The organism is Desulfobulbaceae bacterium DB1, assembly GCA_001914235.1.
Taxonomy (GTDB): domain Bacteria; phylum Desulfobacterota; class Desulfobulbia; order Desulfobulbales; family SURF-16; genus DB1.
This window is the reverse complement of sequence record MQUF01000003.1, coordinates 483,613-508,237: the sequence shown is the minus strand read 5'-3', so window position 1 is coordinate 508,237 and position 24,625 is coordinate 483,613. Positions and strand designations below refer to the sequence as shown.

The following is a 24,625-nucleotide window of genomic DNA, read 5'->3' as shown; positions in this document are numbered from 1 at the left end:
GTTTAACGATGAGTGCATCCCCGGTTACCAAAACCAATTTCCCGGATCTGAAATTAATCCATCGCGGTAAGGTTCGCGATCTCTACGAGGTTGAGGACAAGCTCCTCATGGTAGCAACCGACAGAATATCCGCCTTTGATGTTGTCATGGAAGATCCCATTGCCCATAAAGGCGAAGTGCTGACCCAGGTCTCTCTTTTCTGGTTCGACTATCTGGCCGACATTATCCCGAACCATCTCATTTCCGCCGATCCCGCCGAATATCCGGCGGTCTGCGCCCCTTACGCCGATCAACTCAGGGGACGCAGCATGCTGGTGAAAAAGGCCAAACCCCTGCCGGTGGAATGCATTGTCCGCGGTTATATTTCCGGCTCTTTCTGGAGCGCATATAAAGAAAACACCACGGTTTGCGGTTTCAAACTGCCTGATGGGTTGCGGGAGTCGGAGAAGTTGCCCGAGGTGCTCTTTACCCCTTCCACCAAGGCGGAGCTGGGGCTCCACGATGAAAACATTTCTTTGGAGAAAATGGAGGAGATCGTCGGCAGACAGGAAACAGCGGAGATTTCCCGGGTATGCGTCGAGCTGTATCGCAAGGCGGCCGATTATGCGCGCAGCCGGGGGATCATCATTGCCGACACGAAATTCGAGCTGGGCTGGCATGAGGGCAGGCTGATGCTCATCGATGAGGTGCTGACGCCGGATTCGTCCCGTTTCTGGCCGGAAGACGACTATCAGATCGGCCGGGGCCAGGCCAGTTTCGACAAGCAGTTTCTCCGGGATTATCTGTCTTCCCTTGACTGGCCGAAAACGCCGCCGGCACCGAAACTTCCGGCGGATATCATCAATAAAACCAGCGCCCGCTACCTTGAGGCACTGGAGAGAATTACCGGCAAAACCCTGGCCGGATGAAAGATGCGGGAGAAACCTCAATAAAATGAAAGGGCTTCTCCCCCGTAAGTCCGGCTGCGGCAGCTTCTTGTATTGCAGGAAGCTGCCGCAGCCTTTTTAAACCTTCCCTCACGCACCTCTCCTTTTCTGTTGTTGTCCGCATCATATCCCTATCGATTCCGTAAGTTTACCCAAGCGTTGGGGTAAATAACCCTGTGGCCCTGTTTTTTGGGGGGAAAGGACGCAATAATCCCGATCCCGGCGTTGTTGCGCCCGGTGTTTGTTTCGAAAATGCGGATATTATTACGAAAAAAATATTTACCACATCGTGGTATGGTGGATTTTTTCTTGCATGCAATCTTGGTTGAGGATCCGGGGGCGCAGCACATCCCGGTATAACGAAACAGTCAATGCCCGGTTATGCTGCGCCGGCCCGGCTCAGATGAAGAAAAGGGAAAAAAATGAAGAAAAAAATGATGAAGAGTCTGCCCCTGCTGGTGGTTCTGGCCATGCCTGGGGCGGCCGCGGCCCAGTTGACCTACAGTTTTTATGAGCAGTCGCCTCATAACGCAACCAGTTATATGAACTCGGATGGTTTCAGTTTCCGCGACTGCGGGAACTGCCATACGGATGACGGGGTCACGGGAAGCTGGTCCTTTTATTCCAATCGTTTTCTTTGCGCAAGCTGTCATGTCAATGAAAACGGGCCTCCCTACAGCCTGCATTCCGCACCGGCCATGGAATCGCATTCCGCCGCCGCACTCGGCAGCGACCCCAGGGGGACCTTGATCCGGGGCTGCGGTTCCTGCCATCACGGCCCCAGCCAGAATGCCGAATTTCATCCGCCGCAGATTGGTCATGTCAACCCGCTCCTTACCCCGGCAATTGCCGAGGGGACATATACCAGCGCCGGGGTTTGGGATCCGGCCATGGATACGACAACCTTCTCCGGGGTGCAGATGACGGTCAATGCGGTACAGTGGAACGATCTCGGCAGCTGGAATAAGAAAACAGGACCGGAACGCGGGCTGATGCTGGAGATTATTCGTGACCCAGGCAATCGCCCCCGTGTCTGGTACGGCGAAATTCTCGATGCCGCCACCAACCCTGACGGCACCAGCACGATTGTGATCAAGGGACAATTGAGAAATGATGTTTTCGAGCCGTACCCTCCTGGTGTGCTCAGGGTTTTTTACGGCCAGGAAATTTTGTCCCGAATCTATACCGATACGACGGCTCCATCCAGCTGGACCAGCTCTCCCGTGCGTTTTCTCGGCCGTCAGGATGCGGCTAAAAACGACGGGCTCGGGGCAGGAGGGACGGATTCCACCCCGGACGGCATTTGTCAGGTCTGTCACACCACGACCAATTACTGGCGGGCAGATGGTTCCGGTATTGAGCATAATGCGGGTCAGGATTGTCTGGCCTGTCATGAGCACAAGAACGGTTTTCTTCCCAGCTGCAATTCCTGCCATGACTATCCACCGGCACAAGGGGAAAATGACCGGCACGGGCGCCACACCCAGATCGGCTATGGCTGCCAGACCTGCCATTATGAGACGACCACGGATGGATCAAACATCAGCGCCAGCCATAACAACGGCACGGTCAATGTCGCGCCTGGCCCGACTTTTCCGGGGCGAAACGGAGACGGTGATCAGGCTCTGTCATTCACCTATACCCCGGCCGAGGGCGGCGGCAGCTGTTCGTCCAACTCCTGCCATGCATACTGGGGATATTCAGACCCGGTCAGATGGGAGAACTATGTTGAGATAAGCGTTGTGCCGCATGTCTCAGCCCTTTCTTCCCTTGACACGGACCGGACGGTGAGTTTTGACGCCAGCCGTTCCGCCTGCTACGAAACCGTCAATGGCGTGGCGCTAGCGCGCACCTGCAGCTACACCTGGGACTTCGGGGGAACCGGCAGCATCACGGGCGGCAACGGCAATGAGAGTATCGTTTACCAGTATGACAGCGAGGGGACCTATAGCGCGACACTGACCATGCGTGAATCGGTGAGCGGCAAAAGCGCGACCGCCGTGGTCAATGCCGCCGCGGTCTTGGTGGAATCGCAGGCCCCGGTCATCGATTTCACCACCGCGGTCAACGGCAGGACGGTAAGCCTGAATGCGGCTTTCCCGGAGAATGTGCAAAGGGCCTATGTCTACTGGGGTGATCGCCGCAGCACTGTGTACAGCAACCCGGCCGCTGCCGTCATGAGTCATGTCTATACCCTTGCCGGCAGAACCTACAATATCCGGGTGCAGACCATCGACGCCGCCTACAACAAGGTGGATTACACCCTCAGCGAGGATGCGGATCTGCAGGTGACCTTGCCCTGAGGAAGCGGTTCGGGTTTGAAGGGCTGAACGGGGAATTGTGCATTGCTCTGTTTTTCAGGAAAGCGCAATTCCCTGTGTTTTTTCCTGCCCCGTTCGTGTCTGGTTTGGGGAGGTTGCGAGGGGCGATTATTTCTGTTCCGGCTCAGGCTTCTTCGGAGCGGCCAGACCTTCCTTGGTCATGTCAAGGAGCGGTTTGATCTGGTAGTCGCTGACCGTGACATAAAAAGGCGAGGCCGACGACTTGATGACATGAAAATTGTCGTAATCCTTCCGGCCGCTGCCGATATCAACGGTGACGGTTTGGCCTTCCGCGACCAGGGTCAGGGTGGCCGCGTCAAGGGCGTCCGTTGGTTTGTCCTTGCCCAGGTATTCATGCAGGGTAAGGCGAGTCGCCCTTTGCAGCAGGGCGTCAACCGCATCCTCAGCAACGGCGGAGCTCGCTTCGTCGGCACCGGCCAGCCTCCAGTTGCCTTGCTCCCGTATCAGGGTCAAGGAGCCATGTCCGTTTGTCAGCCGTACTTCCTGTAATTTTTCCCGGTCAATCGCCACATATTCCTTGGCGATCCAGGAATCCTGCTCGGTAATCAGCTCCCAGGCGGAAATTCCCCTGGCCAGATACACATCATCGGAACCTTGCGCCCGAACATGGGTCGTCTGCTGGCCGGGGGTGGTGCCGAGAAAGAGGGTGCTGCTTTTATCCTTTTCGCCGCGCAGGGTGATCTTGCGGGAGAAAACGCGGTCATCCACCTGCAGACGGACATGGCTTGCCCTGGTGCGGGTCACCAGCCGCTGCGACTGAAGGGAGGTGAGCGAGGCGATGGTGCGTTCCATCTGTTTCCCGTCGGCGGGCAGCGGCAAAGGCGTCGCGCTGGTCACCTGCCATTGTCCGGCATTATCCTTTGCCAATGCAAGGGTTTTCCCCTCGTCGTCGGTAATGGTCAGTTCCCGCACCGATTCGGCGTTGAGGCCCGTGACAAGTTCGGTTGGCGCCGTTTTCTTTTCCTTGCCGGGCCAGTAGAAAATGGCGATCAGCGCCAGCTGGCCGATCAGCAGGATGGAAAGGATGCGATTTATGTTCTTTTTCATGATTTTTCCCCCACCAGCCGCATGGGTTGTTCCTTTCTTCGTCTCCCGGCGCCGTACATGCCAAGTCCGACAAGGGCTGCCATGGCGAGGCCGTAGTTCAGCCACTCCCAGAAGGTCTGTTCCTGCCGGCTCATGGGTTTCAGCAGCCTGGCGTGGGAGCCGCGGGAGCGGATGGTCAAGAGATCCTCATCCGCCACCGACCAGTCGATGATGTTCTGGACGAACTCAAGACTGTTGAGAAAGCGGTCCATTCCCATACCCTGGGACATGCTGAGCACCGTGTCGTTGACGAATTCGGATGAACCGACCACCACCAGCCGGGCGGTCCCGGGTGATTTGCGGAGCAGGGGGATGGGCGCCGCTTTGATCTCCTGATCCTCCTCGCCTTCAAGTGTCAGCGGCGATTCTTTGATTGCTTCGGACTCATCCTCTTCCATCTTCTCCGCCGGCTTTTCCAGTCTGGGGTCGGGACGATCGGCAAAGAAGCTGGTGAAGGCTCCACTGACCGCCACCGCGAGATTCTGCTGCGTAAAATCAGCGCCCGGAGCAAAGCCGCTGTTCGGATAACGATTGAAATCAGGCTCGATGGACGTTCCTTCATGAAGCCAGGATTCCGGGCTTGACTTGAGCAGCACGGCGACCTGCCTGCCCGCAAGCTTCGTGTCGTCGATCAGCACGGGGGAAGCCCAGTTCATGGTGACCGCGGGAAGACTTGCGGTTATCGGGTTGGTCTGCGCCATGTTTTCCGGCCGGACATCGACGAAAAAAGGGTAGTCGAGGCGCTGGATTTCCTGGATGACCAGCCCGCCGAGATCGCGGGTGACCGGAATGGGGAACGGCTCGTTCTGCTTGTCCATGACCAGCGTTTCATCCACCGTAATGCCGTGAAATGCGAGCAGTTCCGTCAGGCCGTCCTTGACCTTTTTGACTTGCAGGGTCTGGGCGGAAGGAGACAGGTCAAGCAGGTAATTCCCGGCCAGGGCCACCACCGCGCCACCCTGCATCATGAACTGGTCAACGGCCAGCAGGTCGATTGCCTTCATTTCCCGGGGCGCGGCCAGGAGCAGAACGTCGATGTCCCCCGGCACCCGTCCAGCGGCGAGCTCCACTTTTTTCAGGTTGTAATTTTCCTTCAGCAGCTGCTGAAGGATCTGGTAACTGTCCTCGGGGCCGTGCTGCAGCATGGGCTGATTTTCCGCATTCGCCGGGGTCCAGACACCCACGGTTTTGGTGAAACCGGTGCCGTTTCGTTTGATTGCCCCTTCGATTTCCCGGCGCACCTCTGCCTCGCCCATATCCGGAGTGAGATAGATGCGTTCCATGGTGTCAGCCGTTGTCAGCATCAGGTGAAGAAAAAATGTATCATCCGAGAAGAAAGATACCGTGATCGGCTCGATTCCGTATTTGCCGGCAACAGCGGCCCGGGCTTCCTCGGTCTGGCCGTCCAGGTTGATTTCCTCGACGTGAAGTCGGGTGCCGGACTCTTTTTCCAGTTTTTCCAGCACGGTGCTGATTGTGGCCGGCAGTTGCCGGAAAGGTTCGGGCAGGGAATCCGGGGTAACAATGGAAACAAGGTTGAATTTGTCCGGGTTTTCAGCGAGAACCGAGGCCAGGGACTGAAAACCGTAGACTACTTTCTTGATGGATTTCGTCAGGTCGTATTCCAGATTGCGCAAAGCGACATCGAGGGTGCCGTCGGCCTGGGGTTTGACTTCGATCAGGTCATTAAAACCCAGCACCGCATGCTGGTCGCCGTATTTGATCAGGATGTGGAAATAGGAATTGACCACCGATGCCTCATAGCGTCCGGCAACCTGAAAGGGAACAGGTTTGATGCCGTAGAGCTGGTTTGCTTCGCTTTCAAGTTCCTCGTCAAATTTCGGGTCCGCAAAAGAGACCTGCACCGTGCCCTTGGAAGCGTGCTGGTATTCGCTCATCAGATCCTTGATGCGGGGAACCAGAGGGGAAAGCAGGGGGTGGGTCTTGGCGCTGAAGTAGCCGCGCAGCACAAGCGGTTCCGGCAGATTGGCGATAATATCCCGGGTAGCCGGCGACAGGGAGTATATCTTCTGGCCGGTCAGGTCGACCCGGATCGTGTTGACCTGGGCCAGCCAGATGTTGGCGGCCAGAAGGTTTGCGCTGATCAGCAGAACGGCGGCAAGCGCCTTTTTGCGGTAGGCGGCGGTGGTGGCGCCGAAGCTCCATCTGGTTCGGTCAAGAAAGAAGATATTCAGGCAGAGAAAGAAAAGGGCGATGCTCAGGTAATAGACGATGTCGCGCAGATCGATGATTCCCCGTTCGATGCTGGTGAAACGGCTGCCGGTTCCGAGTGCGCGCAGGAAATCCGAGGCGCGGTTGCCGAAAAAATCGGTAATGCCGGTTGAACCGATCAGATAGAAAAAACCGGCCAGCAGCACGGTGAGCATGAGGGAGATGATCTGGCTGTCCGTGCGGGAGGAGACGAAAAGACCGATGCTGATGTAGGCAGCCGCCATGAGCAGGGCGCCGAGGTAACCGCCGATCACAGGGCCCCAGTCAAGATTGCCCATCATTGATACCGTGATTGGCAGGCCGACGGTGAGAAACAGGGCGCAGGCGGTGAGCAGCAGCACGGCAAGAAATTTGCCGATGACAAGCTGATGGATGCGCACCGGCAGGGTCAACAGCACCTCCAGGGTGCCCATTTTCTGCTCTTCGCTCCACTGGCGCATGGTGAGCGCGGCGGCAAGAAAGATCATGAGCAACGGCATCCAGGAAAACAGCGGCCGTATGTCGGCAATATTTCTGGCAAAAAATGTTTCCAGCCAAAAAAAGGAAAAAAGAGAGCAGAGGAGGAAAAAGCCGATGAAGATGGAGGCCATCGGCGTGCCGAAAGAGGTCTGCAGCTCCTTTCCGGTGATGGCGAGAATCTGCTTCATTGGACACCTCCGGCGGCAAGCTCGTTAAAAACCGACTCCAGGGTGCGGGTCTGCCGGTGCAGTTCGCAAAGGGGCCAATCCTTTTCCCGGGCAAGCCGGTACAGATCGGGACAAATATCCGTGTCGCCCACCGTCTTGATGAGATAGGAGCTGCGGCCGTTCGGCAGGCTGGTGCAGCTCACTTCCCGCACCTGCTCCAGGCGGCCGAGTTCCTTCAGGGGGCCTTGCGAGTCAGCAGTCGCCAGAATCAAACGGGCGCTGCTCGTTGCCGCAAGGTCGGAGAGTCGGGCATCGGCCTTGACTTCGCCCTTGATGATGATAATCGCCCTGTCGCAGGTGGCTTCCACTTCGGAGAGAATGTGGGTGGAAATCATCACCGTGCTGGTGCGGGCCAGTTTTTTAATCAGGTTGCGCACCAGGGCGATCTGGGTCGGGTCAAGTCCGTTGGTCGGTTCATCGAGAATGAGCAGGCGGGGATGATGGAGCATGGCCTGGGCCAGTCCCACCCGCTGCCGGTATCCTTTGCTCAGGGTGCCGATGGGCAGGGTAAGCCGTTCTTCAAGGCCGACGCCGCGAATGGCCTCGGAGAGTCGCGCCGGCTGGTCCTGTTCGGGAATCCGGCGCAGGTCGGCCATCATCCTGAGGTATGACTGCACGGTCAATTCCGGATAAAGCGGCGCATTTTCCGGCAGATAACCGATCATTTGCTGGACGGCGCCGCTTTCTTCCAGCACATCATGGCCGCCGATCCTGGCAGATCCGGCATCGGGCTGAAGATAGCCGGTGAGAATTTTCATCAGGGTGGTTTTCCCGGCGCCGTTAGGCCCGAGCAGGCCGATCACCTCGCCGTCCCGCACGGAAAACGTCACGTCGGACAGGGCGGCGACCTCATCGTAATTTTTGCTTAAATTGTTTACTTCAATCATGGCGAAAGAAATTGAAAAGGTTGATGGTCTCGTAAAAACTAAAAAAACAACCACGGAGACCACGGAGTGCACGGAGATAACTGACTGTAATTCAAGATATTTTCTCTGTGTCGTCTGCGCCCTCAGTGCTGAAAAAAAGACTTTTTACGAATCCATCAAGGTTGACGCGAAAAAAATGCGTGTCCGGTATTTGAAATTCATGAGACAACGGAGAAGGGAAAAGGTTTCATTTTTTTTGCGGCGGGCGAGAAAAATGGCGTTACAGATAAAGAATTTTTCCACTGGGTTGCCACCTGGCCTTTGTCGAAGGGCGAATGGGTTGATAACATTCAACATAGTCATCCAGTTTGGCCGCCTTGAAATCCCTTATTTTCAGACCCACCTGCTGACCGGGTGTCGCCCTGGTGACCACATTTTGTTCAATATGCAGTGACTCGATGACCCCGGAGTAGATGGGCCCCATGGCGGCGATGATCCGGAAACGGTCGCCGGTTTGCAGACGTCCCTGCTGTACCTGGCAGCCGAGAATGATGCCTTTACGGCTGCTTTTGAACAGGGCGATGACCCTGGCGCTGCCGAGGATTTTTTCCTCTTCTTCGCGGGGAAGGAGGCTTTCGGCAATCTCGGTAATATCCTTCTGCAGTTGATAGATGACCGAGTAAAGGCGGATTTCGACATCAAGCTCCCGGCAGAGTTCGTCTATTCTGGGATGAACGCCCACATTGAAACCCACCACCAGGCGGCTGCCGCTTGCCGCGGTCAGGACATCGTTTTTGCAGATGTCGCCCACGCCTTTGTGCAGAATTTCCATGTCAACCCCCGGCACGAGGTTTGCCGACAGGGTGCTGCAAACCGCTTCTTCGCAGCCGTCGGTATCACCCTTGACCACCAGGGCAAGAGTCAATGGTTTTTCCTCCAGCCGCTCGGCTCGGCGGGGAAGTTCGGCATGTTTTTCATGATGATGACGGGATTTGTGTCCCATGGCGCGGTCTCGAAGGGTCGTTACTTTCGGGAGAAGGCGATGTCGCCGTACCAGGCGGTGGCGCTTTCCCTGGTGTTGTCGGAGTCGGTCATGATGGCGATGCCGGAAATAAGCGGCGGCTCTTCGCCGAATGCCTGCCGATAATCGCTGACAATATCGCGTTTTTCATGGATCCACTGATTGATTTTTCCCGCGCCGCTTTCAATGACGATCATCTTGACCCGGTCGGTAAAGGGGTTGGGGGTGATCAGCTCCTGCGGCGCCTTGCTCGCCCAGATATAATTGATGGCATTGATGGGCGGATATTCTCCGTAGATGAATTTGACCGTGTTGAATTTCACCCGCTCCCAGAACCCGACCTTATCGGCATCATAGGCAAAGGTGATATAGATTCTGGCCGGGTAATCGTCGCCGTCCTTGCGGGTGACATCTCCTTTATCATAGATGTTCGACACCTTCCAGCTCCAGGAAAGGGTTGGATATTCTTGTGGATCGATGTTGATTTTACGGGTCAACCCGGATGAGGATGCCCGGCTTACGGCCTGAACCACGGTGGTGCCGTTGTCCTGGATCAGGCTGTATTCGGTATGGCTGGGGATGTCCTTGAAATGGAGGGGCTCCCATCCCGCGGGCAGCTGCTCGTCGGCTGTTGCACCGGAGAATTTGCCGGCATCCATGGTTTCCATGCCGCCTGCGGCCAGTGGGGCGGGCACAAAGGACGATAACAGGATAATTGAAAAAATATGTAATAATATCAAATGAATTTCTCGCGTGGTTGGCTTGATCCTTTTGCGTTTGCTGCGCGCTGTTTCTTTGATCATAAGCCCGGCAGGTTGCAGAGGTCAAATGATAAAAATCAGGTTTGTGAAAATGCAAGGCAACAGCCCGGTGGAAAGAGGACATACCCCTTGTCTGGGGGAAAAAACTTGACAATCCTTGGACAATGCAGCCTTTTAACAGGGAAGAAGGAATGGACGGATTGCTGCTTCACTTCGTTGTTTTTTGTGTTTCCCATGCATGTAATCTCAGGGAGGTTTGAGCCATTATGAAAATCGAATATGTGCCGATAGGAATTATCCATTCCCCCCACGCATCGCGGCAGGACATGCCCATTCAACCCGCCGGTGCATCCGGCATCAAGGGCCGGGTGGTGGTGTTTCCTGAGTACGCGGCAGGGTTGCAGGACCTTGAGGGCTTTTCCCATATTGTCCTCCTTTACCATTTTCACCGGAGTTCGGGTTTCCAGCTGACGGTTGTTCCCTTTCTCGATACCGTGCCGCGCGGGGTCTTTGCCACCCGCGCCCCACGTCGTCCCAACCCCATCGGCATGTCCGTGGTCAAGCTTCTCCGGGTTGCGGGATGTGTGCTTGAAATAGAGAATGTTGATATTCTTGACGGCACGCCGCTGCTCGATATCAAACCCCATGTGCCGGAATTTGACGGGCAGGCGGACATCCGTACCGGATGGCTTGAAGAAGCGGTGCAAGCCGTGAGGCGGCACAAGTCGGATGGAAGATTTGCTGATCCGGAAAAAAACGGCCCGCCCGGAGATGATTTTTAAGCTGGGCAGAATGATGGGAATGCGGTACATTGGCCGGTTTGCAATGAACCAATCTCCCGTCAACACATATCCGAGGTGCGAAGTATGAATTCGGAAGAGATGCGGCTGAAGGCCGTGGAACTTTTTACAAAACGGTTTCATTGAAGCCAGGCGATCCTTGCCGTGGGCCAGGAAAAAGCAGGGCGAGTGGACGAACAGTCCGTCAAGGCGGTGGGCGCTTTCGGCGGCGGCATCGCCGGTTCGGGCGGTGCCTGCGGTATTTTGCTCGGCGCCGTGGCGATGATCTCTTCGCTTTACAGCAGGAGCAGTCTGGAGGAAAAGGAAGATCCCCGCATGTGGCTCCTCAGTCATAAGTTTATGAAAAAATTCGATGAATTGACAAGAGACCACGGCAGCGTCAATTGCTGCGATATTGCCCGGGTGGACTGGAGAAACAGGGAAGAGGTCAAAAAATACTATGCCGACCCCGAGGGCCGCCGCCGGATCTGCGTTGAACTGGTGGGCGAGTCCGCCCAATACCTGGGGGATCTTCTCCAGGAGCAGGAAGGGAAATAGCCGGCATTCCCCGCATTCATGGAAAACTTCATTCTCACCATATCCTTTCTGCTGATCGGCATGGGTCTGCGGCGTCTGCCCCTGTTTCCGGACAACACCGCCCAGGTTTTGAACCTGTTTGTCATTTATGTCTCGCTGCCCGCCCTGGTGCTGATCAAGGTGCCTGAGCTGGTGTTTTCCCGGGAGCTCCTCGTCACCGCCCTGATGCCCTGGTTCATGCTCGTTTCTTCCGCCGCCCTGGTTTTCCTGTTCTCCCGCTGCTGCCGTTGGGATAACCGGACTCTGGGCGCCCTGCTGCTGCTCGTACCCCTCGGCAACACCTCGTTTCTCGGCATTCCCATGGTGCGGGCCTTTTTCGGGGAGCAGGGGATCCCGTACGCGGTGCTGTATGATCAGCTCGGTTCCTTTCTCTGCCTTGCCACCTACGGGTCGCTGATCATTGCTCTCTACGGACAGACAGGGGACAAGCCCACCGTGAGCTCGGTGGTCAAAAAAATCGCCACCTTCCCGGCGTTTCTTGCCCTGCTCGTTGCCTTTGCCCTGCGTTTTTTTTCCTATCCGGGTGCGGTGACCGCCCTGCTGCAGGCACTGGCCGCAACCCTGGTGCCGGTGGTCATGATTGCCGTGGGATATCAGCTGACCCTGCGCTTAAAGCCGGAGGTGCTGAAGCCGATGTCAGCCGGGCTGCTGATGAAACTGGTGCTGGCGCCCTTATTGGCTCTTGCCGTCTGCCGGCTCTTTGGTTTTGATAGCGAGGCGGCTCGGGTAGCCGTTTTTGAGGCGGGAATGCCGCCCATGGTTTCAGCCGGGGCACTTGCCATCATGGCGGGGCTTGCCCCGGAGCTGACCGCCGCCCTGGTGGGACTGGGGATCTTTCTTTCTTTTGTCACCCTGCCGCTGCTGTTTCAGCTTTTGTAATGAAGCGCCAGCCAGATGGTTTCCGTTTTCCCGTCAGTCCACTCGACCCGGTGGCGGCAACGGGCGGGCAGGAGAGTGTGATCCCCGGGACGCAGGACAATGAGTTCTTGTTGCCCATCAATGCGTAACGCCGCACCTCCGGCAAGCAGCAAGACCCACTCATCCCGATCCTGATCATACCACTGGCCGGGAGGAGTGGCATGCCCCCTGGAGATGATCCGTTCCAGCAGGAGTGCGTTGGTTTGGAGAACGGCCTCAAAATGTTCATCCTGAAGTTTCGCGGGGATATCGGCAAAAATATTTTTCGGTTTCATGGGAAGCGGTGATTTTTCTTGAATTACCGACAAGGCAGCATTTTGCCCCGGTTGCCGTCATGGTTTTCCATCACCTTGTGCAGCACCAGTTTGTCACCGTCCTGCCTGCCGGCTTCATACTCCCGGCGGGAAACGCCGGCCCCGGCATGGCTCCTGCGCGCCAGGCGGGGATGGCGCCTGCGGATGAAAAGGCTCAGCCCTCTGTCGGCTTCGCAGACCAGGGCGGAAATGTTTTGACCGGCGGCTGCCTTTGGAGTAACGGCGTTTTCCTGCTCCCCGGCCGTAAGTTTCGCGTCAAATCCATCCAGCAGTCCCAGGCAGTAGGATCGTTTCCTGTTGCCGCCGGTTTGGTTGCGGCGCCGGAACTCTTCCCAGAAGGACTCCATGCGGGAAAGAAGAAAATGATAGACGTATTCGGCGGTCAGCACGTTTTCCCGGGCGCCCAGGATTTCGATGGTTTTGTGGCTGCAGCAGAGATCCGGATCATAAAGATCGGCCAGCACGATACGGACAAAGAAATGGCGGCTCAAGACGGCGCAGATTCTCCGCTGGTAATTTTCGATCCGTTTCTTCTTGTGATTGATGATGATGCAGTCGTAACCGGTGTCATTTTCCGTGGTGACCCGGGCAAGGTTGTAGCGGGTGATGAGCTGGTTGGCCTTTTCCATGGCGAGCTGCGCTTCATGTTCATTGCTTGAGCGGGCCAGGGCCAGGATTTTTTCTATTTTCAGCAGCAGGGCGTGTTGCGGACTCTTTTGTGCTTTTTCGTGGATGGTCGGCAGGGAACGGGGCAGATCGCCGCCGGCTTCCCTGAAACCGTCCGGGACTCCCAGCATGTCGCAGGCCCTGGCAAAAAGGTCGCCGTGGCCTTCCCGGCTGTGGAAAAGCTCGCTTACCGCCTGATGGGCCATCTCGTGTTTGAGGACATTGATCACCACGTCCCAGGTGTGGAGTTCGATGAGCCGGGAAGAGATCCGGATGGCGCCGCCCGCCGACTGCCAGCTTCCCCAGTATGTCGAGGCCGCGCTGATTTCAATGATCGGCGTCGAAAGATGCAGCCGGTGCAGCAGGCTGATCTGCCGGTGTTCCCGGTAAAGTTGCAGCAGCCAGGCGCGTCTGCGCCCATTCATGTGATTTGCGTCTGTTTCTGAGTGCACTGGCGTCACGAAAAGGGTTGGGTTTTGCCGGCCTGGGCCGATTATGACTTTTTCAACCCTTGTAACACATGGAGCACAAAATCAATATCTTTTTCCGTGTGCAGGGCAGAGACCTGCACACGGATTTCCTCGTCGCTGACCCGTCCGCCGGTGATGAGTATTTTTTTTCATAAATTGCCGTCCCGGTTCCCCCCCTGACGAGAGCGGAAAGGAACCGGGCCGGTCAATCATCAAGCGGAATGATCAGGGTTCATCATGGCAGATGGAGCAATCCTGGGAAATGGTTTCCCCTGCGCTGTTGACGTGCTCTTCGTCGTGGCAGCGCCAGCAGCCGTATCCGTCATCAGCCCATTGGTGGCCGAGATGATCGCGATAGGTACCCCAGGCAACCTTCATTTCCGGCCAGACGTTGCCGAGGTATGCTTCCAGCAGGAAATCGCCGGCCTTGAGCAGATCATTTTTGTTTGTTTCCGCCATCCCGGCATCCCGTTGTTTTTGCAGGGAAATCAGGTCGTTGGTCATGGAAGCCTTTGCCTCCTCGCGGGATGCATACTCCTTGGTGATTACCTTGAGGCTGTCCTCGCGGATGCCGGGGATTTCAGGGTTGATTTTTTTACTGAGCAGACCGAAATCAACCCTTTCTTCCGGCATATTGTAAATGTGGGTGGGGCGGTTATGGCAGTCGATGCAGTCCATTACCCGCCAGTTTTCTTCCTCGGTTGCCGGGACTTCAATGTCGCCCTTGATAAATTCATCCGCGGTCCCGTCCGGTCGTTTCACCCTGACCTTGGCGATTTGCGTGCGTTTTTCGTCCGCCGCCAGATAGCTTACTTCCACCTCATGGCTGACATGCCAGTGGATTCCTTCAAAGACGTTCGTTTCGGGGTTGTGGCCGCCGATATGCAGGGCAACTTCGGTGATTTCCGGATTTGTTTGGTCATTGTTGCTGAAGGAAACAAATCTTTTTATCCTTTTGCCGTGAAATTTATCCGGCCAGTGGCACTGTTCGCAGGTATCCCTGGCCGGACGCAGCTCATGGACCGGGGCGGGAATGGGCCGGCTGTAGGTATTGCGCATAACGGCCGCCACCTGGCGCAATCCGGAAAGCTTGGCGCGGGCGTACCATTCCGCTCCCGGTCCGATGTGACATTCGACGCAGGCCACCCTGGAGTGGGGGGAACGCTTATAGGCCACATATTCCGGTTCCATCACCTGGTGGCAGACGACACCGCAGAAATAGGACGAATCGGTGAAATGATAGCCTTCATAACCGATGACCGCGAGAATAGCCACGTTGGTCACGGAAAGAACGATGAAGCCGATCAGGGCCAGACGGTGTTTGGGGTTACTCAGGTTGAGCTGCAGATGGTCGCGGTCGACACCGTATTTATGCCATTTCCGTCTGCGCAGGAAAGCGGCAAGGGGGATCAGGGCAAGGCCTATCAGCATGCCCACCGGCAGAATGGTGTATGTCACCAGGGATGCGTATGGGTTGTCGATCAGGCCGGTCATGTCGATGATGGTGCCGATCATCATCAGGGTGATGCTGATAGTGGTCAGCGCCACACCGAAAACGCCCAGGGGTGAGCGCCATAGCCCCTTCAGCAGGCGGTCAAAGGCTCCCTCGTGGTCATAATTTTTTGGATAGTCGTTTTCCTGGTCGTTATTTGGCTCATCATCTTTCATTGCAAACTACTCCGTCGGTATGTCGTTATTGTTTTGAATCAAGCCTGCCGGCGTTTACTTGGCGGCTTCTTCCTTGAGAATGCGCAGAACATCGGGCTGGGGTTCGTTTTCCGCCAGAATCACATGGCAACTGTCGCAATCATGGCTGATCACCTTGCCCTCTTCACTGACGTGCTCTCCCTTGTGACAACGGAAACAGCCGTTTCCGTCCTTGTGGCCGATAAAATTGTCATAGGTATTCCAGCCCACCTCCATATCGGGAAAGACGTTTTCCCGGTAGGCCTGCTGGATTCCAGCGACCGCCTTGTCAAGCAGATGTTTTTTGCTTGAGGTGAAATCCGGATAATTCTTTTCGTACCATTGGAACAGATCTTGTGAAATGGCTTCCAGTGCCTGTTCCACCGAATCATAGTGCCGGCTGACGATTTCAACCCCGTTTTTCTTGATAAAGGGGATGGTGCGGGGAATAACCCCCATGAGAATTTTTTCGTCCAATGCCTCTTCCGCGCTGAGAAAAACGTGGGTGGGCCGGTTATGGCAGTCCATGCAGTCCATTTTCCGGACAGTGCCACTCAACAGGGTTGCCGGTACCTGCTGCTGCAAGGCGGTTTTGCTGTAAATGGTTTTCTTGTTTCCGTTCTGCAGCCAGACCTGGGCGATTTCCTCCTGATGCAGATCGCTGTATTTGTAGAAAACCTGGTTGTCCTCGGAAACATGCCAGTGGATACCGTGGGCTTTTCTGCCGAGGTAGCCGCCCGATCCTATCCGCATAAGCAGCGCCGTCTGGACGTGGGTGTTGTCTTTGTCAGGTAAAAAACGGTCCTTGATATAGAGTTTGTCGCCGTGAAACATGTCTGGACGGTGACATTCCTCACAGGTAGCCCGTGTCGGGCGCAGGGTGTCGATGGGCTGACGGATGGGGCGGTGATAGGTGTCGAACATGACGGCAAAAAGCTGCTTGACACCGGAGAACTTGGTTTTGGTCATCCACCGGGAACCTTTGCCCATATGGCAATTGACGCAGGAAATCCGAGAGTGCGGGGAATTGGAGTGCGAGGTGAAAGCCGGCTCCATGACCGTATGGCAGAACTGGCCGCAGAATGCATTTGATTCCGTATAGTGAAAGCCGGTATAGGAAACAAGGGCGACCAGGAACAGGGTCACCAGGGTGAGGGTGACGCTGAAGTAAAGATGCCGCCGGATACGGCTGTAACGGCCGGGACGGGCGAGTTGTTCTTCGATGTATTCAAAGGTGAAGAGGCCGATGTCCTCCTTGCCCCTGGAGGTAATGATGCCGATAAAAAGCAGGATAATGCCTAAAAGAAACAGCGGTCCGAGAACAAGATAAATAAGAAAGCCGAAATAGGGATTATTGACGATGCCCTGAATGTCGAGAAAAACGGAGAGGCTGAGAATCGGGCTGACGAAGATGAGGAGAACCGCGCCGATAACGGAAAGTTTGCTGCGGGAAATTCGATTGACCGCCGCTTTCATGAAGCTGGGAGACGATTTGCTCATTTCTTTGGTTTCCTCGGCTCAACAGTGGCGGCTGAGACGAAGGTGATTTGCGTCGCAAACAGGGAAAAGCACGCGGCTCTGCCGCGTGCTTTTCTTGTCCATTCGTTGGCGGGACTCAGGGGGAGGGATTGTTTGTCTGTGCAGCATGCTCACTCTCGGGGCGGGTTTTACAGGCCGGTTATCGCCCTGAACCATCCGTAAGCCAATTCAACCGGGCCGCTGCTGAGAAGACCGCCGATGAAGCAGGCTGCAGCCCAGATGCCGATGATGGCGGAAATGCCGCCCATGACGGAGATGGTGCCTGTGGCAAACGTGTCAAGACCCGTCTGTGCCTGAATATGTTCACCTGTCCGTGCCTTGTTTTGTTTTTTTGTCAATGTTGCTTCTTTCATGGGGCACCTCCGTTGCATCAGTTGTCGTCGATTACATTCGGAATAAATTGCTTAAGGATCCTTACATGCCGCTTATTGCCGAAAACCAGCTTTTCACCATGCCGATGGGACCGCCGCTTGCAACGAGACCTCCGACAAAACAGGCGGCCGCCCAGATGCCGATCAGCGCCGGAGCTGTGCCCAGCGCAATGACAACGCCCTTGGAAACTTCAACCTTGGCCTGGATGTTTTCCGAACTTGAAACGGTGGAGCGTTTTTTTACCTGGGCCTTGGCTTCGGGGTTCGTTGCTTTCATTTGCTTCCTCCATGGTGCTGATGCTTTCTGTTTTGGATTATTTGTTTGTTGTGTCTCTTGCTTGTGTTTTATTGCCATTATCGTGCCAAAGGTATTTTTTGTGTTGTTCCGACATGTTGTGAGAAATGGCGGTCTTTTTTGTTGTCAAAATGGCATGCTGTTTTGTCATTTTGACAAAAGGGAGATTCCGGAAAGGGCTGGATGCCCTTGTTTGGGCTGTTCGGCGGGCGGAGATTTACGGAATAACTTTTGCAAGCAATACGTTGCCATTATATAGTATATTTTTGTGTCGATGATGTCGTGACCGTCAATCCACCTTAACGGAGTCTGCCGAGTTGACCCTTTTTATTCGTACGTTGTTTGCCGTTGTGGCCTTGATTGTCGTCGGCGGGATCGTTGCCGTCTTCTGGACTATTGAAAACCGTCTTCCGCCAATCAGTTACAACGAATTCCTTGAGACCCTGGAAAGAGGCGAAATAGCCGAGGTCCGCCTTGATCAGGGGCAAATTTCCCTTACCGATACATTTGGCCGCGAGTTTTCCTCGTTTGCCCCGGATGTCCCTTCCCTCTTGCCCAGGCTGCTTGCCAAGAATGTTGTTGTTCTGCCGGCGGAGAAAAAGGCGGCAATGCTGTGGCAGGTTGCCGAACTCGCCGTGCCGATGATGCTTATTCTCATTGTCTGGTTTTCCCTGCTGCGCAATCATGGGACCGGGGAAAACGAGGCGGATTTCGGCAGGGAGAAGCTTGCCCATTTTACTCCCCAGAAAAAGTATAAACAGGTGACGTTTCGTGATGTCGCCGGGGTACCGGAGGCCAAGGAGGAATTGCTGGAGGTGATTGATTTTCTTCAGCGGCCCAAAAAATACAGCAAACTCGGGGCGGTCATCCCGCGCGGCATCCTGTTTCAGGGCCCGCCGGGCACAGGCAAGACGTTGCTGGCCCGCGCCATCGCCGGAGAATCCGGCGTCCCCTTTTTTTCCATCAGCGGTTCGGATTTTGTCGAGATGTTTGTCGGCGTCGGCGCCTCCAGGGTGCGGGATCTCTTCAAGGAGGCGAAAAAAAATACGCCCTGCATTGTTTTTATTGATGAGATCGATGCGGTGGGAGGGCACCGAGGTGCGGGCAGCATGACCGGCGGGCAGGATGAGCGCGGCCAGACGCTCAACGCCCTGCTGGTTGAAATGGATGGTTTTTCCACTGAAGAGACGATCATTATTCTCGCCGCCACCAACCGGCCGGATATCCTTGATCCGGCCCTGCTGCGGCCGGGCCGTTTTGACCGGCAGATCAGTATTCTCCCACCCGATGTCAAAGGCAGGCTGCAGATTCTCCGGGTTTATGCCCAGAAACTGGCGCTTGCCGAGAACATGGATCTTGAAAATGTGGCGCGCAGCACCCCGGGATTCACCGGCGCCGAGCTTGCAAGCCTGATGAACGAAGCGGCTCTTATTGCCGGACGCATGGGCGACAGCGCCATCCGGCCGGAGCATATGGAAAAGGCCAAGGACCGGATCCTGATGGGGGTTGAACGAAAAGGGCTTGTCATCAGCGAGAAGGATCGCAAGACCATGGCCTACCATGAATCAGGCCATGCGGTGCTCGCCCGCCACCTGCCGGAAACCGATCCTGTCCATAAGATTACCATCATCCCCAGGGGAAAGGCGCTTGGTCATACCCAGCAATTGCCGTTGACTGATCGCCACGCCTATTCAAGGGAATACCTGCTCAGCCGCATCAAGATTCTCATGGGCGGTCGTGTGGCGGAGGAGATTTGCCTGTCACAGCAGACCACCGGTGCGGAGGACGATTTCCGTCAGGCCATCAGTCTTGCCACCAAGATGGTGTGCCAGTGGGGCATGAGTGAGGCAATCGGACCGCTGGCCTATCTGCAGAACGATGGGGGCTTTCTCGGGGAACAGCTGAACAGGTCCGCCTACAGTGAAGAAACGGGACAGCGGATAGACCGGGAGGTGAAAAGACTGGTTGAATCCTGCTACCAGGAGGCGCGGGAAATATTAACAGCGGAAAAGGACTTTGTCATTTATCTGGCCGATATGCTGCTGCTTAATGAGACCCTGGATCGGGAGGAAATGGAGATCGTCTATGAATGCACCTCGAAAAAGAGGATAGCCGGGGATTCCGCCCTCGCGCCTGACGACGGGCCGGCTTGCGCCGCAATCAAGGCCGCGCACGCGTTGTTTTCCCCGGCGGAGAAAAATGGATGATCAGGCGGCGTTGCACCGAATCGGGATGATTGGCTGATCACATCTCCCATCTGTCCAGTTTGCGGTACAGGGTGCGCAGGCCGATGCCGAGAATTTTCGCCGCCCGCACCTTGTCGCCTGCCGTTTTGTTGAGCACATCGGTGATAAGCTGACGCTCCATTTCATGCAGCGCCCCTTCCTTGCTTTCCGGTTCCGAACCATTTTCGGTATAGGTCAGGTATTCCGGTATGGAATCGATGGTCAGCGTGTCGCCCCGCGCCATGACCACCGAGCTCTCTATACAGTTCATCAATTCCCGAATGTTGCCCGGCCAGTTATACTGTTTGATCAGGTTCATAACCTCGTTCGACACCCGCTGAATCGGTTTGCCGTGCCGGTGGGAGAATTTCTTCAGAAAATTGTCCACCAGGGGAGGAATGTCTTCCCGTCTGTCCCGTAAAGGGGGCATCTCGATCTTGACCACCCGGAGGCGGTAATAAAGGTCTTCCCGGAAGGTCCCTTCCTTGATCATTTCCGTCAGGTTTCTGTTGGTGGCGGAGATAATCCGCACTTGCACCTTCAGGGTTTTTGTGCCGCCGACCCGCTCAAAGGTCTGCTCCTGGAGAAAGCGCAGCAGCTTGACCTGGATCGACTGGGGCATTTCTCCGATTTCATCGAGAAAAAGGGTGCCGTTGTCGGCCAGCTCGAAACGGCCTTTCTTCGCGGCCACGGCGCCGGTAAAGGCACCTTTTTCATGACCGAAAAGTTCCGATTCCAGCACGCCTTCGGCAAAGGCCGCGCAGTTGACTTTGATGAACGGACCGTGGGCCACCGGGCTGTTGTAGTGGATGATGTTGGTGATCAGTTCCTTGCCGGTGCCGCTTTCCCCTTCAATGAGCACGGTTGCGGTGGTGGAGGCCACCTGATGGGCCAGTGCCTTGACCTTTTGCATGACCGGGGAATCGCCGATAAGGGAAAGGTCGGGATAGTTTTCCTTTATCTTTTCCTTCAGCAGGATGTTTTCTTCCTTGAGTCGTTTATTTTCCAGGGTTTTTTCGATGATAAGACACAGGCGGTCGATGTTGATCGGCTTGGTGACATAGTCATAGGCGCCCAGTTTCATGGCCTGCACGGCGGTTTCGACCGTGCCCTGGCCGGTTATGAAAATGACCGGCGGCTTTTCCGGCAACTGATTGATTTGCTCAAGCAGCTCAATGCCGTTCATCCCCGGCATGAAAAGATCGGAAAGGACGATGTCGATTTCCTGCTCCCTGAGCGTTTCCAGGGCGGTTTTCCCGTCCTTGGCCGTCATGGTCTGATAATGATCCTCAAGAGCCAGGGAAAGCGTCTGCCGTGTCATTTTGTCATCATCGACAATCAGTATGGTGGTCTGCGGCATGGGTGCACCTTATATGATATCCTGACAGATTGCCTTTGTCGTTGTCGGAAGAATGATGGTGAATTCGGTCCCTTTTTCCACCTCGCTCCGGCAGGAAATGGAACCACGGTGATCTTCGATGATTCGCTGGACAATTGCAAGCCCAAAACCCAGGCCTCCGTCTTTTTTGGTGAAAAAGGGATCGAAGATGCGGTCAAGGTCGGCCGCTTCAATGCCCTGTCCGGTATCGATGATCGATATTTTCGTGCATGATTCCAGTTTTTTGCTTTCAATTTTCAAGGATCCGCCGTAGGGCATGGCCTGGATGGCATTCATGCAGAGATTGAGCAGAGCCTGAATCATCATCTTAGCATCAACCGGGCAGGTCTGTAAATTGTCATCAAGCTGAAGATCGATGCTGATGTCCGCCTCCCGTGCATTCTGGGTGACCATCTCCGCGATGTCGGTAAGTATTTTGTTGATATCGCTTTCTTTGATTTTCGGGGCGGGGAAACGGGCATATTTGACGAATTCTTCAATTATTTCATTGATTCTGCCGATTTCATTATTGATGATCTCGGTCAGACCGAGCATGCCCTGTTTCAGCGAGTCCCCTTCCATGGGGCACTGGTTTATCTTGCGAATGAGCAGTTGCAGATTCATGTACAGGACATTCAGCGGTGTTTTGATTTCGTGGTTGACCGAGGTGGCGATCTGGCCCAGGGTGGCGATTTTTTCCATCCTGACCAGTTCCGACTGGGTACGGGACAAAGACTCATTTGATTCGAGCAGTTCCCGGGTCCTTTCCTTTACCAGTTTTTCCAGCATCCGGTTGAAATCTTCCCGTTTTCGCTGATGTTCCTGCAGCTTTTCCGTCATTGCATTGAATGATTGATACAGAGTGCCGATTTCGGTTTCGGAATCGGTTGCAACCCGGATACCGAGATCGCCGCCGGAAATTCTGCGGGTCGCGGTGGCAAGATTGATGATCGGCTTGATCGTATGACGGCTTAACACCACATAGCCGACGCAGGAGGCGAGGATCCCCACCACCGAACAGGTCAGGTAGAGCAGCAGGATGAAAAACATCTTGTTGTAAGATTCCTTGACCAGGCCTGACACGACTTTGAAATGAACATCGTTGATGGACTGGGTCAGGTTCCGGGCGTGAAAGGCATATTTTTCCAGCAGTTTGAACCCGTTCTCATCCTGGGGCTCGGCAAGGGTGAGGTTGCGGTAAATTTCGGGCAGAAGGGTTTTGATGCCGCTGATATTGTCGTGAAGTTTCTCCAGGAGAATGAATTCCTCCTGCGTATGAAGATTGTGCCCGCTCTTTTCACTTCCCATATAGTCGAGCAGGTCTTTTTCCGCCTTGGCCATGGTGGCCATGATTTCATTTTCCGCTGTTTCATCATAATCAACGATGGAATTGTGAACCATGAAGACGGCATGCTGGATTTTGTTGTTCAGTCGGTAAATTGTGGAGACATTCCCGCTTTCCTTTTCCAGACGGGCGATATTCGTCACCATGTCTTTGACCATCAAGGTACAGATGCCGCCTACACTGAGGATGGCGAAAACATTGATGATAAACGCGCCGGCAATATAGCTGCTCAGTTTCTTTTTCATTTTACAGTGTGTTCATGGGGTTGTTTGCAGAAAGACCGTTTGTCGCCGGGATTGTACCACGGGGTGGTCGTTTGTCCCATTTCTTTTTCGGCAAAACGAGTTCGGCGCGAACAATTTTGTTCGGTTTGAGGAGAAGCGGCATGATAGCCGAGGGAGGAGATGGAAAAAGGCGGGAAGTGCTTCAAGTGCGCTTCACTTCGAAGGCCGGCTTGCACTCGAAAATGAAACTACCTGGTTTCTCCCCTTGTATTTGGCCGAATAAAGGGCCTGGTCGGCAATCATTGACTCGAAACGTCTTGCCATAGGATAAATTATCGCATGGGGCTGGGAGGGCAAAAAAAAACAGCAGCCGTCCATCATGCTGGAGGCTGCTGCCGTCGGAAAGAGGAGCGATTAAATCTAAACCGTGAGGTTGATATTATATGGTCCTGCAGCCATACCGCCCGCAGCGGATATCGGGCTTTCCTGCGCCGCTTTCTGGGCCGTATTCATGCTCTGCGGGGGCAGGGTCTGGATCGGGGGAGCAGCGGGCTCCGGGCGCTGGGTTGCGGTTGCAGGTGCCGTGCTCTCCGGGGCGGAGGGCGCTAAGGTATTTGGCGGCGCCGACGGGGCGGTTTGGCCGTTGCTGGTCGGTTCCGGTCGGCTTGCCGCCGTTTCCGAGGGCTGTTCGGGTGGCGCAGGGGGCTGATTCATCCGCATTGTCTGCTCTTGCGCGGTTCGGAGCTGGGCTGCGGTGTTGCTGCTGTTATCGGCAACATCCGCCGCATTTGTCCGCGCCCGCACCTGCGTCTGGTTCCGTGCCGGGGTGGTTGCGTCATAGGCGGCATTCTGGTTGTTGCTTAATGCCTTTGCCTCGCCGGAAATGGACAGCTTGTCCCCGGAGGCAAGGATTTGAGTCTGCTGCGTTTGTCCTGCCGCAGCCTGACGTGTTTGCAGCCTGTTCTGTCCGTCAACCTCGGCGGGAGTTTTGAAAGGAATATTGGATGGCTTGTTGTTGACCTGCATAACCGCCTCCCTGAATGGAAAAACATGAAGAAAAATTACTATATTTACTATTTTAATGATTCAGGGGGAAAATGTCAATCAGAGTCAAATTTATTCTGAAGCGATCAGTTCCGCCACGAAACTTCCCACCTTAACCTTGCTTGCTACCTTGACCAGCCGGCGGCTCCGGTCATCGGTAATCCAGAGCAACATGCTTGAATTCTTGTCTTTTTCGAAAACGCCACGCACCTTGGCGAGGTTTGGTTGAACGACGATAGTTTGAAAGATTCCGGCGGGAACATGGACTTCTTCGCGGCGCAGGATCTTTGCTTTGCCGATTTCGTTGTATTTTCCGTCTGTCACGGGACGCTCGATCAGTGGCCCGTGGTTGAAATCCGACTGGCGAATGAAATAAAGAGCGGCCAGGGGGTCGATGGTGCCCGGAGGAATGGGAATGGGTGTTTTCGGCTTGCCGAAGTTTGCATAGCGGGCCTGGTTTTTTTTCCAGTCAAAGGTGACGATGATATCCCGTTTTGTTTTGCCCTGTTGTTTCTTGATGTAGCGCAGGGAGTGGTGCATATCCTGGCTGGTGTAGGATTCAATCACGTCGCGCACCTTGTAAAAGGTGTCGATAAAAGGGGTTGTGCGGGTCGTCATGACAAAGTGGCTGGCCGTTTCTCCGTCTATTATTTCTCCTTGCCGCACCTCAAGGGTGGCGTGCCCGGCCAGCAGAAAACTCCAGCGTATCTGAAAGGTGAGTTTTTCTCCATGGGGAAAAAAAGGGGGTGGCGCGGTGCTGGATAGGGTCGGGAAAGCAAGGATGAAGAGTGCCTGCAGGAGCAGAACTCGAAGCGGCAAGGCCGGATTTTTCATGGCGGGCGATTTCATGCGTT

21 protein-coding genes are annotated in these 24,625 nt (G+C 55.2%); 6 read left to right on the top strand and 15 right to left on the bottom strand.

The window, feature by feature from the left end; translation table 11 throughout:
• The first annotated feature begins 8 nt into the window (after positions 1-8).
• On the top strand, positions 9-908 hold the full coding sequence (locus tag BM485_04720; GenBank protein OKY76534.1) for a phosphoribosylaminoimidazolesuccinocarboxamide synthase: 900 nt from the start codon (positions 9-11) through the stop codon (positions 906-908).
• Between the two features lie 440 nt (positions 909-1,348).
• Positions 1,349-3,229 carry a hypothetical protein gene (locus BM485_04715; GenBank protein OKY76533.1) on the top strand — a complete coding sequence of 627 codons (1,881 nt, stop codon included), beginning with the start codon at positions 1,349-1,351 and terminating at the stop codon, positions 3,227-3,229.
• Between the two features lie 126 nt (positions 3,230-3,355).
• Here BM485_04715 and BM485_04710 read toward each other — a convergent pair whose 3' ends face one another.
• The 5 genes from BM485_04710 to BM485_04690 all read right to left on the bottom strand — a co-directional run bounded on the left by BM485_04710 (position 3,356) and on the right by BM485_04690 (position 9,899).
• Positions 3,356-4,315, bottom strand: a complete 960-nt coding sequence (locus BM485_04710; protein ID OKY76532.1) for a hypothetical protein — start codon at positions 4,313-4,315, stop codon at positions 3,356-3,358.
• Positions 4,312-7,233: a hypothetical protein gene (locus tag BM485_04705; protein ID OKY76531.1), complete on the bottom strand. Its 2,922-nt coding sequence runs from the start codon at positions 7,231-7,233 to the stop codon at positions 4,312-4,314. Before BM485_04705 ends, BM485_04710 begins: the two co-directional genes overlap by 4 nt.
• Positions 7,230-8,159, bottom strand: coding sequence for a hypothetical protein (locus tag BM485_04700; protein OKY76530.1), 930 nt, complete (start codon positions 8,157-8,159; stop codon positions 7,230-7,232). The genes BM485_04705 and BM485_04700 overlap by 4 nt, the downstream gene beginning before the upstream one ends.
• 259 nt (positions 8,160-8,418) lie before the next feature.
• On the bottom strand, positions 8,419-9,141 hold the full coding sequence (locus tag BM485_04695; GenBank protein ID OKY76529.1) for a hypothetical protein: 723 nt from the start codon (positions 9,139-9,141) through the stop codon (positions 8,419-8,421).
• A gap of 20 nt (positions 9,142-9,161) precedes the next feature.
• Positions 9,162-9,899 carry a hypothetical protein gene (locus BM485_04690; protein ID OKY76632.1) on the bottom strand — a complete coding sequence of 246 codons (738 nt, stop codon included), beginning with the start codon at positions 9,897-9,899 and terminating at the stop codon, positions 9,162-9,164.
• 287 nt (positions 9,900-10,186) lie between these two features.
• Here BM485_04690 and BM485_04685 point away from each other — a divergent pair, with 287 nt between their 5' ends.
• The 3 genes from BM485_04685 to BM485_04675 all read left to right on the top strand — a co-directional run bounded on the left by BM485_04685 (position 10,187) and on the right by BM485_04675 (position 12,175).
• Positions 10,187-10,702: a tRNA (N6-threonylcarbamoyladenosine(37)-N6)-methyltransferase TrmO gene (locus tag BM485_04685; protein ID OKY76528.1), complete on the top strand. Its 516-nt coding sequence runs from the start codon at positions 10,187-10,189 to the stop codon at positions 10,700-10,702.
• Positions 10,703-10,864: 162 nt separating this feature from the next.
• Positions 10,865-11,257 (top strand): hypothetical protein, encoded by a 393-nt coding sequence (locus BM485_04680; protein ID OKY76527.1) that lies wholly within the window; start codon positions 10,865-10,867, stop codon positions 11,255-11,257.
• 18 nt (positions 11,258-11,275) lie between these two features.
• Positions 11,276-12,175 carry a hypothetical protein gene (locus BM485_04675; GenBank protein OKY76526.1) on the top strand — a complete coding sequence of 300 codons (900 nt, stop codon included), beginning with the start codon at positions 11,276-11,278 and terminating at the stop codon, positions 12,173-12,175.
• Here BM485_04675 and BM485_04670 read toward each other — a convergent pair.
• The 6 genes from BM485_04670 to BM485_04645 form a co-directional block, all read right to left on the bottom strand.
• Positions 12,163-12,489 carry a hypothetical protein gene (locus BM485_04670; GenBank protein OKY76525.1) on the bottom strand — a complete coding sequence of 109 codons (327 nt, stop codon included), beginning with the start codon at positions 12,487-12,489 and terminating at the stop codon, positions 12,163-12,165. The two genes, BM485_04675 and BM485_04670, sit on opposite strands and share 13 nt — an antisense overlap.
• A gap of 23 nt (positions 12,490-12,512) precedes the next feature.
• On the bottom strand, positions 12,513-13,619 hold the full coding sequence (locus BM485_04665; protein ID OKY76524.1) for a hypothetical protein: 1,107 nt from the start codon (positions 13,617-13,619) through the stop codon (positions 12,513-12,515).
• A 270-nt stretch (positions 13,620-13,889) separates the two neighbouring features.
• Entirely contained in the window at positions 13,890-15,254 is a 1,365-nt protein-coding gene (locus tag BM485_04660; GenBank protein ID OKY76631.1) for a hypothetical protein, read from the bottom strand.
• 132 nt (positions 15,255-15,386) lie between these two features.
• A complete protein-coding gene (locus BM485_04655; protein OKY76523.1) occupies positions 15,387-16,850 on the bottom strand; it encodes a hypothetical protein in 1,464 nt (487 codons plus the stop codon).
• Between the two features lie 167 nt (positions 16,851-17,017).
• A complete protein-coding gene (locus BM485_04650; GenBank protein ID OKY76522.1) occupies positions 17,018-17,242 on the bottom strand; it encodes a hypothetical protein in 225 nt (74 codons plus the stop codon).
• Positions 17,243-17,303: 61 nt separating this feature from the next.
• Positions 17,304-17,537 carry a hypothetical protein gene (locus BM485_04645; protein OKY76521.1) on the bottom strand — a complete coding sequence of 78 codons (234 nt, stop codon included), beginning with the start codon at positions 17,535-17,537 and terminating at the stop codon, positions 17,304-17,306.
• A 356-nt stretch (positions 17,538-17,893) separates the two neighbouring features.
• Between BM485_04645 and BM485_04640 the strand changes: the two genes are divergently transcribed.
• Entirely contained in the window at positions 17,894-19,762 is a 1,869-nt protein-coding gene (locus tag BM485_04640; GenBank protein ID OKY76520.1) for a cell division protein FtsH, read from the top strand.
• A gap of 37 nt (positions 19,763-19,799) precedes the next feature.
• Here BM485_04640 and BM485_04635 read toward each other — a convergent pair whose 3' ends face one another.
• The 4 genes from BM485_04635 to BM485_04620 all read right to left on the bottom strand — a co-directional run bounded on the left by BM485_04635 (position 19,800) and on the right by BM485_04620 (position 24,605).
• A complete protein-coding gene (locus BM485_04635; GenBank protein OKY76519.1) occupies positions 19,800-21,140 on the bottom strand; it encodes a hypothetical protein in 1,341 nt (446 codons plus the stop codon).
• A gap of 9 nt (positions 21,141-21,149) precedes the next feature.
• The gene (locus BM485_04630) at positions 21,150-22,748 is read right to left on the bottom strand and encodes a hypothetical protein (GenBank protein OKY76518.1); all 1,599 of its coding nucleotides are present in this window, start codon (positions 22,746-22,748) and stop codon (positions 21,150-21,152) included.
• A gap of 399 nt (positions 22,749-23,147) precedes the next feature.
• A complete protein-coding gene (locus tag BM485_04625; protein ID OKY76517.1) occupies positions 23,148-23,753 on the bottom strand; it encodes a hypothetical protein in 606 nt (201 codons plus the stop codon).
• A gap of 90 nt (positions 23,754-23,843) precedes the next feature.
• Positions 23,844-24,605 (bottom strand): hypothetical protein, encoded by a 762-nt coding sequence (locus BM485_04620; GenBank protein OKY76516.1) that lies wholly within the window; start codon positions 24,603-24,605, stop codon positions 23,844-23,846.
• Positions 24,606-24,625: the final 20 nt, after the last annotated feature.